This window comes from Rhodoglobus vestalii, from assembly GCF_006788895.1.
GTDB classification, from domain to species: Bacteria; Actinomycetota; Actinomycetes; order Actinomycetales; family Microbacteriaceae; genus Rhodoglobus; species Rhodoglobus vestalii.
Genome location: NZ_VFRA01000001.1, coordinates 2,063,027 through 2,076,359, shown reverse-complemented (window position 1 = coordinate 2,076,359; position 13,333 = coordinate 2,063,027). Strand labels below are relative to the sequence as shown.

The following is a 13,333-nucleotide window of genomic DNA, read 5'->3' as shown; positions in this document are numbered from 1 at the left end:
CTAGCCGTTGCTGTAGCACTTCGGTTTCTACCGTCTAGAAGACGATGTACACCCAATCGTTGCGACTGGTCGAGCCGGTCACATTGTCGCCAGCCGGGGTGAACTGCGTCTTCACTTGGTGCAGACCGCGCTCGAGTTTCGGTAGCTTCACCGTCACCTTTCCGTTGTCTGCTTCTCCCAGTGTGATGGTGTCGACCTTCTTGCCGTCGACCGTCACCTTTACGGTTCCAGTAGCAGCGTCATCCGCACTCGTGGCGACACGGATAGTCGCACTAACGGTGTTCCACGAAAACGCGACGTGACGACTCACTGACAGGCTCACGCTCGAGCTGTAGTTGATCAGCACCGACTCAGAAACAGCGGTTGCGCTCGGCAGGTCCTTCTTGCTGGTGGTGACCACGACCGTGATCGCCTTGCCCTCATCCGCCTTCGTGACCTTGTACTTGCGCTTGTCAGCACCCGCAACATCGGACCCATCGGCCTGCCATTGATAGCTGAACTTCAGCCCGTCAACATCCCACTCCCCCTGGTTAGCGGTGAGCTTCTTGCCAACGATGGGCTTGCCGGTAATCGACGGCAGCACTGTGTTCACCGGGGTACCCGGCACGACGTCCTCTTGCGTGATGACCTCGATTGCTGTGACCGCACCGGTGTCGCCATAGTTGACGAGCGCCAGATAGCTCGAGAACGGGGCGAGGCCCTCCCACGATGCGGTGTAGGTCACCGCTTCACCCTGCACGCCAGGGAGCACTTCGGGGCTCAGCCCGAGGGGCTCACCACCCGGTGAAACCGCATAGGTCCGCAGGTCGAAGGCCGTTGCCGGATTTGCCGAATAGACCGACACAATAACTTGGTAGCTACCCGCAACCGGATCAACAAGGTTTACTCGCTCATCAGCAGCTCCGGTGGCTGACTGCCACCCCGCGATCGGCGTTCCGGCATCATCCAGCAGATACACGATTAGGTCGAGGTCGGCCGTGTCGTCGATCGAGTCGAGGTCGAAGCGCGCATAACTGGTGCCCTCCGGAACGGTCACGTCGTAGGTGAATTCATCACCGCTGACACCCGAACCAGAATGCTCCGTCTCAGTGCCGGTGGGGTCTTGATGGAAGATTCCCGCGCTGAGTCCGGTGGTTGCCAGTGGGATGTCGCCGCTTCCTCCCGGGGTCACCGTTACGTCAACTGCGCCGTACGTTCCGGTGCCGCTGGCCGAGTCCGGGGCAACGATCGTGACCGGACGCACAGCAATGGGGCTGTGCGCGACCGTGTCAGCGCTGGTCCAGGTGAGGGCTCCGGTGGCGAACTGGTCGAGCGGAGCATCCGTTCGGCTGAGTGTCACCTCAAAGCTCTGAGTTTCTCCCGCAGCGCCGAAGGTCAGCGTTGAGGGCGATACCGTGGCGTCGATTCCGGGGATCGAGATCGAGGAGTCGAACGTGCCAGCCTGAGTGGAGGTCACCGTTCGAGTAATCGTCTCTGGAGCGGTCAATGATCCGATACCGATGGATGCGAGGTTGAGATTGCTGGGATCGATCGCTTCGACCGCGGGGTCGAGCACATCGTAGCCAGCGCCCTCAATGTAGGACAGCCAATCGCCGATGCCGTTCAGGTAGAGCAGGCCCGGTTCAAAGAACTTGGTCGGATCAATGTGACCGGAACCCTGAGTAAACGGATCGGTGACGGGATTGCCGTCACCATCAACCGTGTCGTAGGCGGTGGTCATGAACGCCGACTTGATTTCGGCGGGGGTCGCGTTGGGGCGTTCGCCGAGGTAGAGCGCGGCGAGGCCGGCAACGTGTGGCGACGACATGGAGGTCCCTGACAACAGCTGGAAGGTTGGTGCTGCACCTTCGGCGTTGGCACCGGCGGCGAGAATTCCTACGCCGGGTGCCGATAGGTCTGGCTTGACGATGTCGCTGCCATCAGCCTCAACGGGGCCGCGCGATGAGAAACCAGCAACCTGTGGTGCTGGCGGCTGGTACGCGGTCTCGTTGCCGGGTGTGAAGGTTGCCGTTGCGCCCTCGGTTTTGGCGTACGCCACTAGTTGATCGTAGAAACGCGCATCCAGGTGCACTGTGGGAATCACGTGCGTGTCAAGGTCGGTGGAGCTCGGCGTCACGTTCACGATGACGGCACCAATTCCGCCGGCACGGGCAACCTCAGCCGACTTGTCGACGCGAGCAATTGCACCGCGCTCACAGACCACAATCTTGCCCGCAACGAGAGCCGGGTCGAGGGTATCTGCCAGACACAGGTTGGGGTCGACGGCATCGCCGAGGGCGACATCCTGAGCATTGGCGAGTTCACCCGTCAGCGGCTCGGCGGCCGGATCAAGATCGACCGTGATTGATGCTCCGGCCAACTCTTGACCATCTCCGAGAGTGACGGTCGCTTCATAGTTGGGGATGGTGCTGGCGGCAACCGTGGTGATCCACGGTGCTGCATTGTCGAGCGTCGTTGCGTCGGGGCCGGAGTTGCCGGCCGATGCTGCAACAAAAACGCCTGCGGCGGCGGCCCCGAGAAATGCCTGGTCGGTGGGTGAGACGGTGCTGGTAGCAGCGCCTCCACCGATCGAATAGTTGATCACGTCAACGCCATCGGCAACGGCCTGATCAATTGCGGCCAGCAGGTCGGTGGATGCACAGCCGTCGTCGGTCGTGCCAACCGGATCTGGTCCGCTCCAGCACACCTTGTAGGCCGCGATTTTGGCGGCGGGAGCGACACCGGAGAAGTATCCGAGTGCGTTTCCTCCCACCGTTGCATCAACCGCGAGGTTTCCGGCTGCGGTGCTGGCGGTGTGTGAGCCGTGTCCGTCGCCATCGCGGGGGGAAACAAATTCGCCAACGCTCGCGTCGCCGATGTTGCCGGCACCAAAACCGTCGATGAAGTAGCGCGCCGAGATCACCTTGGTGCTGCAGTCGTCGGCAGCAAACTGCTCGCCCTCAACGCAGACGCCCGTAAAGGTTTGCCCGTCAGCTTTCTCAAAAATGATGGAGTCACCGTCGCGGTAGGGCTGATCGCCCGCGGCGCTACCCAGAGCGTCTCCCGCGAAGGCGGGATTCTCGGGTGCGAAACCGGTGTCGAGCACGCCGACAACAATTCCTTCGCCCGCGGTCTCTGCACCACCGGTGGAAGCCCACACCCCATCGGCACCTTCGAGGCCTAAGAACTCGGTGGAGCGTTGAGCTGCGGTGATCTTCTTCAGCTCATCGGGAACGATTGATGCCACGAGCTTATTCGCGGACAGCTCCACCGCCTGCTCTGCGGTCAGGTCAGCCGAGAAGCCATTGGTGGCCAGCGTGTAGGAATACCCGATGTCGGCTCCAACGGATGCCGCGGCATCCTCTTGCTGCTCGGTGAGGTATTCGGAGTAGTCCTGCACTACTTGACGTCGAGGATTCAGCTGCTCGCCATCGGGCGGTGTCGTGGCGTCGAAACCGCGAACGCCGCCGTCGTAGGTTGCTGCTGCCTGATCCACCATGGTGACGATGTAACGGCCGGGGGTGAATTCAGTTTGGCCGCCGCCACCAATGGATGCTGGTGCGGCTGTGGCACCGAGTACGGCGCCGGTGACCAGAGAGGTTGTGACGAGCGTTGTCGCCGCCACAACCGAGATGATTCTTCGAATACTCACGAATGTTCCTATTCTTCGTTGAATGGGATTGCTGATCTGACCTTGCTAATTGATCCGGCGGTCGGGCACTCGCCACGTGTAACTATACGCGCTGTCTACCCCCCTACAGGGGGTGCCTTGATGGTCATCGTTACCCGAACGTGACATATTGTCCGCTCTTTGGGGGACACCGTTAACGACACAAGCGCCGCCCGTCGTGAAGACGGGCGGCGCTTGTGTGTAGCAAACTGAGCTAGCCAGCAGCGTGCGCTTGCTACAGAGTTTCGAGAATTTCGCGCATCAGCTTGGCGGCTTCAGAAGGCGTCTTGCCGACCTTCACACCGGCAGCTTCGAGGGCTTCCTTCTTGGCCTGAGCGGTTCCAGCAGAACCGGAAACGATCGCGCCGGCGTGACCCATGGTTTTACCCTCGGGAGCCGTAAAGCCGGCAACATAACCGACAACAGGCTTCGTGACGTGAGCTTTGATGTAGTCGGCGGCACGCTCTTCAGCGTCTCCACCGATTTCACCGATCATCACGATTGCCTTGGTCTCGGGGTCAGCCTCGAACGCTTCAAGGGCATCAATGTGCGTGGTGCCGATGATGGGGTCGCCTCCGATGCCGATTGCGGTCGAGAATCCGAGGTCACGCAGTTCGTACATCATTTGGTAGGTGAGTGTTCCCGACTTGGAGACGAGACCGATCGGACCCTTGCCGGTGATATTCGCGGGCGTGATGCCGACGAGGGCTTCACCGGGGGTGATGATTCCGGGGCAGTTCGGACCAATGATGCGGGTCTTGTTGCCCTTCTCCTGCGCGTAAGCCCAAAACTCGGCAGAGTCCCCGACGGGGACACCCTCGGTGATGATGACGAGCAGCGGCATCTCAGCGTCGATCGCTTCGATAACGGCATCCTTGGTGAAGGCAGGGGGAACGAAAGCGATCGAAACATCCGCCCCCGTCTTTTCCATTGCTTCAGCAACAGAACCAAACACGGGGAGCTCTACAGCACCGCCGTCTTTGTCATGATGCATAACGGTAGTGCCAGCCTTGCGGGCGTTGACACCGCCAACGACCTGGGTACCAGCAGCGAGCATGAGGGCGGTGTGCTTGGTGCCCTCACCGCCGGTGATGCCCTGAACGATGACTTTGGAATCCTTGGTGAGGAAAATTGACATGTTCGGTTCCTTACTTCGCGGCGTTGGCGAGTTCGGCAGCCTTGTCGGCGCCCTCGTCCATAGAGGCGGCTAGCGTCACAAGGGGGTGGTTCGCTTCAGCAAGAATCGCGCGACCCTCCTCAACCTTGTTACCGTCGAGACGAACAACGAGCGGCTTGTTGGCGGCGCTGCCGAGTTCTGCGAGCGCACCCACAATTCCCTTAGCGACAGCGTCACACGCGGTGATTCCGCCGAAGACGTTCACGAACACGCTCTTGACCTGTGGGTCGTTGAGAATGACGTCGAGACCGGCAGCCATGATCTCTGCGGATGCTCCGCCACCGATGTCGAGGAAGTTGGCGGGCTTCACGTTGCCGTGGTTTTCACCAGCGTAGGCAACAACATCCAGCGTTGACATGACGAGGCCGGCACCGTTACCGATGACACCAACTTCACCATCAAGCTTGACGTAGTTGAGGTCGTTTGCTTTCGCCTTCGCCTCGAGGGGGTCTGCAGCAGCGGCATCTTCAAGGGCAGCGTGCTTGGGATGACGGAACTCAGCATTCTCATCAAGCGACACCTTGCCGTCGAGGGCCACGATCTGGCCATCTTCGGTGAGCACGAGCGGGTTGACTTCAACGAGGGTTGCGTCTTCGCCCTTGTACACGTCATAGAGCTTCACAAAGACAGGGGCAACCTTCTCAACGAGTTCCGCCGGGAACTTGGCGGCCTTCGCGATCTCGGTGGCCTTCGCAAGATCGATGCCCGTCAGCGGGTTGACCTCAATCTTGGCGAGAGCTTCGGGGCGCTCAACCGCAAGAACCTCAATTTCAACTCCACCTTCAACGCTGCACAGCGACAGGTAGGAGCGGTTGGCTCGGTCGAGCAGCACTGAGAAGTAGAACTCTTGCGCGATGCGGGCACCGGCAGTAACCATTACTCGCTTGACCGTGTGGCCGTTAATGTCGAGGCCGAGGATCTGCTCGGCAGCAGCGTAAGCATCGTCAGCGTTGTGAACAACCTTGACACCACCTGCCTTGCCGCGACCGCCGGTCTTGACTTGCGCCTTAACAACAACGGTTCCGCCGATTTTCTCGGCTGCCGCTTTGGCTTCTTCTGGTGTGTCGGCAATCAGGCCGGCAAGTACTGGTACGCCATAAGACTCAAATACGTCTCTGGCCTGGTACTCATATAGGTCCACGCTGCTCATTCCAATCCGCGCGTTATCGTGAGGGGGAAGACGGCGAGCCGGCACCAAATTGGTCGGCCCCGAATGACGCACGCCAATAAAAAACCCTACCGTGCCTTACGTTGCGAGGATTCCGATAGCGGGCTGTGGGCGGCGAAAGATCAGCAAATCTTGAGACTGAGCGCGCCTAAACTAAGGCGGTGACCGCTAGCAGCCCCCTCAGAATCGTGGATGTCTCGGCCGACGTCGCCCTGTTGGCTGGCGGTGGTGCGGCCATTCTGTTGCAGATCGCACACCCGGCGGTGGGGCAGGCGGTCGCTGAGCACAGTGACTTTGCGGGACGCCCGTTGGATCGCCTCAACGGCACCCTCACCTATCTCTATGTGACGGTGTACGGCACTCCGGCGGAGGCCGCCGAGGTGGCACGGCGGGTGGGTGCCGCGCATCGGCCGGTCCACTCCGACCATTACGACGCACGTGATCCGCGGTTGCAGTTATGGGTTGCCGCGACCCTCTACGACACCGCGATGCGCGTGCGTCAGCTCGTATTCGGGCCGCTGCGCGAAATCGATGCCGAAACTTTGCTCGCTGACTACGCGCTGATCGCGACAGCGCTGGGCGTTCCCCACGTACTCTGGCCAGCAAATCGCGAAGCGTTTGACCGCTACTGGAGCGAGAGCGTGGCCTCCTTGAGCGTCACCGATTCGAGCCGCCGCGTTGCCAGTGAGCTGCTGCATCCCACTGGCGGGCCGTGGTGGCTGCGCGCTGCCATGCCGCTCGCGCGCACACTCACCTCGGGGTTGCTCAGCAACGAGCTTCGCGCCGCCTATGGACTTCCCCACAATCAGAAACGCTTCGACCGGATGATGCGGGTCACGCGCGCAATCTACCCGCGGTTGCCTAGGCGGGTGCGCTTTGCCACCAAGCGTCGATATCTCGCAGCGTTTCGCGCAACACAGGGCACTCGCTAGGCAACAGTGCTCGCCAGTTAGGCGAGCACGAACTCGACAGTTCCCGAAGTGATTTCGGCTGTGACAAGGCGGGCACGAACAGAGTCCCCCGCCGACACTGTGCCGGTGATGCGAGCCGTGATCACAGGATCAGCAATCTGGATGACGCCGCCGCCGTCCCGCTCCGAAACCACGGTGGCCTCAAACTCGTCTCCCACTCGCGCGCTCAACAGTGCGGCCTCAATCGCATTGACCGAGGCACGTTCCAATTGCGAGGCGAGCGAGCTAGTACGCGCCATGATTTTCGGTAGGTCAGGAAGCGCTTCGCGCACCCATTTCGGCACATCACGGCCCGCAAGCATCGCTTCGCACGCAACGAGCACGAAACGATCGACGAGGCGGCGGAGAGGTGCGGTTGCGTGCGCGTAGGGCGCGCCGACAGCAGCTTGGATGATCACAGCGGGATGCTCACCCGCGAAGGCGGTGTATCCGGCTCCACGAAACAGTGACGTTGCGGCATGAATCGCGGCGAGAGAACGGGGGTCAGTGTGGTCGAGGGTGCGCAGATACTCGCCGTAGTTCTGGTTCTCGGGCCACGGGCATCCGAGGCTTGCAACCTGGCGGCGAAATTCGGCAAGAGTGTCGAGGTCGGGAGCGGGCATCGTGCGCAGGATGCCCACATTTCCCTCCAGCATGATGCGCGCAGCTTCCATACCGGTCATGAGCGAGACGTGCGCGGTGCACGCCTCTAAGGGGAAAGGAGCGCGGCGCTCGAGCGCGTAGTTTGCGTCAACGACCACGACCTCTTCATCGGGGCGGTTGAGGCTCGCTCCCCCGCGTTGGCGTTCGAGCTCTGAACGCAACCGGCCGAACTCGGGCAGCAGCGCCAGCGACTCATCGGCGATGCCGTCGTCGATGAGGCCCTGCACCTCAAGGTAGCTGTACTGGCGGCGGCTGCGCACCTGTGCGCGCACCAGCGTTGTAAAAATCGCGGCACCCGTGACATCCAAGTCGAAAGTCCAGACGAATGCGGGTCGCGTGGCTCCCGCCAACAGGGAGGCAGCATCTTCGCTGATGATCGTGGGATGAAGCGGGATTCGGCCATCGGGGGCGTAGAGCGTCTGACCGCGCTTGCGAGCCTCAGCATCGACGGTCGATCCAGCAAAGACGAACGCGGGAACTTCGGCGATTGCGTACATCACCCGAAGGGTCTCGCCGGTCTGTTCCAGATAGAGCGCCTGGTCGAGATCCGTTGCCCCCTCCGGATCGATTGTTGAGAACGGGATGTCCGTGAAATCGAGTTCTGGGGGCTCGAAGGCAGCAACAGCGGCTTCAGCCGCATCCTCAACTTCTGCGCTGAACTCGGTGGGTAGTTCGAGATCTTCGCGAACCTGCACCAGTGCGCGAGCAAGCGCGTTGCTGATGTCGAGTGGTCGCAGCCGAGGGACCACAAGCCGCTCACCGCCGCGCGCTACCGCGCCTGACGGGTCAGGTCCCTCAGCATCAAAGTTTCTCAATAGGAGCAATCTTGATCAGCAGACGCTTCCGTCCGGCGGTATCAAATTGAACATCAGCGATGCTCTTGGGGCCGTTGCCGGTCACCTGATTTACCGTGCCATCACCAAAATCAGTGTGACGGATGCGGTCGCCCGCCGCCAGAGTAAGGTCACCATTGTCGCGAACCGTCGCCGTGATTGCATTGGCCCATTCCGTTTTCGCGCGCGGGGGCGCAGGAGGAAGTCCGCCGGCCGCAGCTTCGCGCAAGGAAGCAGCCCACGAACCGCCGCCGCTGCCTTGACGAGCGTTGAGAGCGCGAGACTGCGTTCCACCCCGCGAGTTCGCCATTCCCGGCGACTGCTTCCACTCAATAAGCTCAACCGGAATCTCTTGCAGGTAACGGCTCGGCATCGCCACATTGACCTCGCCAAACTGTGCGCGAGTCATCGCCAGAGACAGGAAAAGGCGTTTGCGTGCACGCGTGATTCCCACATAAAACAGTCGGCGCTCTTCAGCCGGGCCACCGGGTTCATTCGCTGACATCCGGTGCGGAAGCAAATCTTCTTCAACGCCGGTCAAAAATACTGAATCATATTCGAGGCCCTTCGCAGTGTGCAGTGTCATAAGCGAAACGGTGCCACTGGAGTCATCCAGATCATCCGCTGCTGCCACGAGCGACACCTCGGTGAGAAAGTCGAGAAGAGTGCCCTCAGGGTTATTCTTGCCAAACTCTTTCGTCACCGCAACGAGCTCGTCAACGTTCTCCGCGCGAGCCTCATCCTGGGGATCTTGCGAGGCACGCAGAGCACGAACGTAACCCGAACGATCGAGCAGCTCGGTGAGGATGTCGGCAGGCTTCGCGGTCTCCACCTTCGCCATCACCTCATCAAGCAACCGAGCAAGATCGACTATGGCTTTCGTGACCTTGGGCCCGAGCCCCAGTTCGGTAGCGTTGCGCATGGCGTCGCGCAGGGTCATTTCCCGGGAATCCGCCCACGCCTGCAGGGCCGCCTCAGTGGCGGGGCCGATGCCACGCTTGGGGGTGTTCATGATGCGACGCAGCGCCAGCGGGTCGGCCGGGTTGGCGACCGCGATCAGGTAGCCGAAGGCATCCTTGATTTCGGCGCGCTCATAAAACTTGGTGCCACCGAGAACTCGATACGGAAGAGCTGCGCGGATGAAAATCTCTTCCAGCGCACGCGTCTGCGAGTTAGTGCGATAGAAGACGGCGACGTCTTTATAGGCGACGCCCCCGTCGTGGAGTTTCTGAATCTCATCCGCCACAAACTGCGCCTCATCGTGGCCCGAATAACCGGTAAAGCCAACAATCTTGTCGCCGGCACCGATCGTGGTGAACAGCTTCTTGTCTTTGCGATCAAAGTTGTTCGAGATCACCGCGTTGGCGGCATCCAAAATCGTCTGGGTTGACCGGTAGTTCTGCTCAAGCAAGATAACGGTCGAGCGCGGAAAGTCTCGCTCAAATTCAACAATGTTGCGGATGTCGGCTCCGCGAAACGCATAAATAGATTGGTCGCTGTCACCAACAACGGTCAGCGACGCGGCTTCTGCCTCAGTACTGCTGCCCTGCACGATCATGCCCTGCGCTGCCTCGAATTGTTCGGGAGCCGGCGGCCTCGTCAACTCCCGGATGAGCGAGTACTGTGCGTGATTGGTGTCCTGGTATTCGTCGACCAGGATGTGCTTAAAGCGACGCTGGTAGGTGGCCGCAATCTGCGGGAAGGCGCGAAACAGGTACACCGTTTGGCCGATGAGGTCATCAAAGTCGAAAGCGTTTGCGTCACTGAGCCCACGCGTGTAACGCCGGAAAATTTCGAGAAACTTCTTCTCAGTTGGGTCGCTGAGGTTAGCGTCGCGGGCAAAACCATCAACGTCGGTTAGCTCGTTTTTGAGCTGCGAGATGCGATTGGCCGCTTTGCTGACGGTGAGACCGAACATGTCGGCGTCAAGTTCTTTGAGGATTCGCTTGAGCAAGGCTTTGCTGTCTGCGGAATCATAAATGGTGAAGTTTTTGGAGAAACCGAACGCTTCTACCTCGCGGCGGAGAATGCGCACGCAGGCAGAGTGAAACGTGGAGATCCACATACCCTCGGCAGTGTCGCCCACGATAGCGCCAACACGTTCCCGCATTTCGGCTGCGGCCTTGTTGGTAAAGGTGATGGCCAGAATTTGGCTCGGCCAGGCCTCCCGCGAGCGCAACAGCCCGGCGATACGTCGCGTCAAAACACTCGTTTTACCCGAGCCGGCACCGGCCACAATCAGCAAGGAGGGGCCCCGGTATTCAACAGCCTCGCGCTGACGCGGATTTAGCCCGTCGAGAAGCGGGTCGCGGACGGAATCACCGTCGGCAGAACGGCCAGGGTCGTGGGGGTCAAAAACTGTCGTCATCGCCCCTCGACTCTACCCGCGAGCGGTGACGGCGAGGTCGGGTTGGTCGGTGAAAACTCCGTCGAGCCCAGAATCCATGATCATGCGAAACTCTGCCAACCAATCGCCAAACTGTTCAGGCTGTTTACTGCGGCGCAGGTTCTTCGGCAAGAAGCGGTTTTCTGCTCGCAGCGTCCAACAAAACGCGAGCAACCCGGCCGCGTGTACTCGCGCCACGAGGTCATTGGTTCCGGTGAGATTGCCGGCAAGATCTTTCACCATGAGCATTCTCTTGTCGACGCTGATTCCGTCGACCTCACCCGCCAGTTGCGCAAGACCCTCGGGGGTGAGGTGCTCGGCATAGTTGCGCGCGTAAGCCCCAAAGCGCGCAACAAGATCGGCAGGCGCCCCGCTGGCTTCCAGCAAAAACAGCAGTTTGCCCGGAACGCCGCGATCCCGGATGCGGTGCAAGACACTCTGCTCAAACGCTTCGATGATGAGGTTGTCGGCTGTCGCCCAGCCGCTCACCTCTCGGGCAAACAGCTCGTCCAGCGGCAAGCCGATCGACTCAAAGTAACTCGCATGTTTGATCTCGGCCACAACCTGCAGGGGGCGTCGCTGCGTCGCAGAATGCTGATCCACGATTTCCCACAGTTCGCTCAGTCGCAGAATTGGTTCGCGATCGTTGAACGCCACGTTGCTCGTTCGCAATCCGGGCAGCCGTTCGCGGGCGCGCAGGGTCGACAGCTCAGCCCACGTGAAGTCTTCGGTAAACCAGCCCGTCAGCACCGTGCCATCGATGATCTTCGAGGTATGGCGATCCGCGAATTCGGGATGGTCGGCGACGTTCGTCGTGCCCGAAATCTCGTTCTCGTGGCGAAGCACCAGCACCCCGTCACGGGTCGCCACAATGTCGGGTTCCACCGCATCCGCCCCCAGGGTGAATGCCAACTCGTAGGCGGCGCGGGTGTGCTCAGGGCGGTAGCCGCTCGCTCCGCGGTGCCCGATCACAAGGGGGCTGGTGGTGATGCTCATCCAGTCAAGACTAAGCCGAAGTGCTGCGGCAGCTAATCTTTAGGGATGCCCGAATGTGCGTCGTTACCCGAACCGACCCGGCACCTCGAACCGACTCGACGTCTGCCACTGAAGTGGGGTCGGTACAGCGACCGCTATTTCGTCGGACTCGTACTCATCGTCGCCGGTGGGATCCACCTCCAGGGTGCCAATAACTACACCCTCATCATTTTGCTTATCGGCACGATGACGACGGTGATTGGGTGGTCAATCATGCCCGCCCGGGGGTGGCGACGGATGGTCGTCGTGCTCCCCGCAATCAGCCAGATCTGGCTCATGCTCACCGGACCCCTATCGATGTGGACACTCACTATTCCGCTGTTGTGTTGGCTGCTGGTGCGACACCGACCACTCGTGTCATATCTGGCGCTCGCCCTCCCCCTCGCCAACGGCGTCATCCTTCCCCGGTTCTTTCAGGAGTACTCTTCGATGCCCGAAGCGCTCGCCATTTCAGCGGTCGTGCTTGTGGCAGCGGCCTGGCTTGCCCGCGTGATCGCTCAGAGCACAGCAATACGACACAAAAAGCCGGAATTTCTCAGCAAAATCGGATAGTTTTATGTCGCGTCACTAACGTGTGGCGCCACACTAAACAGAGGAATCATGGCACTCAATAACCCCGCTTTCTCCCGCGATGCTGCATTCAGCTCGCGCGGCGGAACCGCTGTAGCGAACCAGGTCTCCAACCAGCAGCTCAACGACATGTACAACCGTGAGTCAGGACCAGCCACCGGCGACGTCATGACCGTGGAAGACACAATCGCTAAGACCGTAGGCGCGTTCGCGCTCCTCCTCGTCGGCGCTGGCATCAGCTGGGTACTCGCCCCATCAATGCCGTTGCTGTGGATCGGCGCCGGAATCATCGGTTTCGTTCTCGCGCTCGTCAACATCTTCAAGAAGCAGCCATCTGGTGCACTCGTTTTGGCGTACGCCGCCGTTGAGGGTGTCTTTGTTGGTGGCATCTCGCGCTTCTTCGAAAATGCCTACGGTGGCGTTGTCACGCAGGCCGTCATTGCGACCATCGTCGTTGTCGGTGTCACGCTCGCGCTCTTTGCCAGCGGCAAGATCCGGGCCTCCAAGAAAGCCACCAAGGTTTTCCTGATTGCGATGGTCGGCTACGTTGTGTTCTCGCTCGTTAACGTGGGAATGATGGTCTTCGGTGGTAGCGATGCCGCCTTCGGACTCCGCAGCGCAGAGATTCCAATCCTCGGCATCCCATTCGGCGCCGTGCTCGGCGTGCTGGTGGTCATCATGGCCGCGTACTCGCTCGTGCTCGACTTCGACTTCATCCAGAGAGGTGCCGCCAACGGCGCACCCCGCGCCTTCGGGTGGAAGGGTACCTTCGGCATCATGGTGACCGTCATCTGGCTCTACCTCGAACTGTTGCGCTTCTTCGCCATCCTGCGCGACTAGCTAGCCCCGTTCGATAAACGCAGAAAGCCCCCGTCATGCCGGCAATAGCCGGATGGCAGGGG

9 protein-coding genes are annotated in these 13,333 nt (G+C 60.6%); 3 read left to right on the top strand and 6 right to left on the bottom strand.

From position 1 onward, the window contains the following. Positions 1-34: 34 nt before the first annotated feature. The 3 genes from FB472_RS10210 to sucC form a co-directional block, all read right to left on the bottom strand. A complete protein-coding gene (locus tag FB472_RS10210; protein WP_246078179.1) occupies positions 35-3,631 on the bottom strand; it encodes a S8 family serine peptidase in 3,597 nt (1,198 codons plus the stop codon). Positions 3,632-3,884: 253 nt separating this feature from the next. Continuing rightward, a complete protein-coding gene (sucD, locus tag FB472_RS10205; protein ID WP_141990793.1) occupies positions 3,885-4,787 on the bottom strand; it encodes a succinate--CoA ligase subunit alpha in 903 nt (300 codons plus the stop codon). Between the two features lie 10 nt (positions 4,788-4,797). Continuing rightward, a complete protein-coding gene (gene sucC, locus FB472_RS10200) occupies positions 4,798-5,967 on the bottom strand; it encodes an ADP-forming succinate--CoA ligase subunit beta (RefSeq protein WP_141991545.1) in 1,170 nt (389 codons plus the stop codon). A gap of 188 nt (positions 5,968-6,155) precedes the next feature. On the opposite strand from sucC, the gene FB472_RS10195 reads away from it, so the two are divergent. Then, positions 6,156-6,926: an oxygenase MpaB family protein gene (locus FB472_RS10195; RefSeq protein WP_141990792.1), complete on the top strand. Its 771-nt coding sequence runs from the start codon at positions 6,156-6,158 to the stop codon at positions 6,924-6,926. A gap of 17 nt (positions 6,927-6,943) precedes the next feature. Here the strand turns inward: FB472_RS10195 and FB472_RS10190 are convergent, their stop codons facing one another. The 3 genes from FB472_RS10190 to FB472_RS10180 are packed head-to-tail and all read right to left on the bottom strand — an operon-like array spanning position 6,944 to position 11,822. Next, complete coding sequence (locus FB472_RS10190; protein ID WP_141990791.1) at positions 6,944-8,422, bottom strand: RNB domain-containing ribonuclease; 1,479 nt, start codon at positions 8,420-8,422, stop codon at positions 6,944-6,946. Beyond that, a complete protein-coding gene (locus FB472_RS10185) occupies positions 8,409-10,808 on the bottom strand; it encodes an ATP-dependent helicase (protein WP_141990790.1) in 2,400 nt (799 codons plus the stop codon). The genes FB472_RS10190 and FB472_RS10185 overlap by 14 nt, the downstream gene beginning before the upstream one ends. Before the next feature lie 12 nt (positions 10,809-10,820). Further along, positions 10,821-11,822 carry a glycerophosphodiester phosphodiesterase family protein gene (locus tag FB472_RS10180; protein WP_141990789.1) on the bottom strand — a complete coding sequence of 334 codons (1,002 nt, stop codon included), beginning with the start codon at positions 11,820-11,822 and terminating at the stop codon, positions 10,821-10,823. 45 nt (positions 11,823-11,867) lie between these two features. On the opposite strand from FB472_RS10180, the gene FB472_RS10175 reads away from it, so the two are divergent. Both FB472_RS10175 and FB472_RS10170 read left to right on the top strand, forming a co-directional pair. After that, entirely contained in the window at positions 11,868-12,413 is a 546-nt protein-coding gene (locus FB472_RS10175) for a hypothetical protein (RefSeq protein WP_141990788.1), read from the top strand. A gap of 48 nt (positions 12,414-12,461) precedes the next feature. Continuing rightward, positions 12,462-13,271 carry a Bax inhibitor-1/YccA family protein gene (locus FB472_RS10170; protein ID WP_141990787.1) on the top strand — a complete coding sequence of 270 codons (810 nt, stop codon included), beginning with the start codon at positions 12,462-12,464 and terminating at the stop codon, positions 13,269-13,271. Positions 13,272-13,333 lie beyond the last annotated feature (62 nt).

Excerpts from the sequence above, each read along its gene's own strand:
- sucD (WP_141990793.1), bottom strand. The coding sequence starts at position 4,787 with ATGTCAATTTTCCTCACCAAGGATTCCAAAGTCATCGTTCAGGGCATC.
- FB472_RS10185 (WP_141990790.1), bottom strand. The coding sequence starts at position 10,808 with ATGACGACAGTTTTTGACCCCCACGACCCTGGCCGTTCTGCCGACGGT.
- FB472_RS10180 (WP_141990789.1), bottom strand. The coding sequence starts at position 11,822 with ATGAGCATCACCACCAGCCCCCTTGTGATCGGGCACCGCGGAGCGAGC.
- FB472_RS10175 (WP_141990788.1), top strand. The coding sequence starts at position 11,868 with ATGCCCGAATGTGCGTCGTTACCCGAACCGACCCGGCACCTCGAACCG.
- FB472_RS10170 (WP_141990787.1), top strand. The coding sequence starts at position 12,462 with ATGGCACTCAATAACCCCGCTTTCTCCCGCGATGCTGCATTCAGCTCG.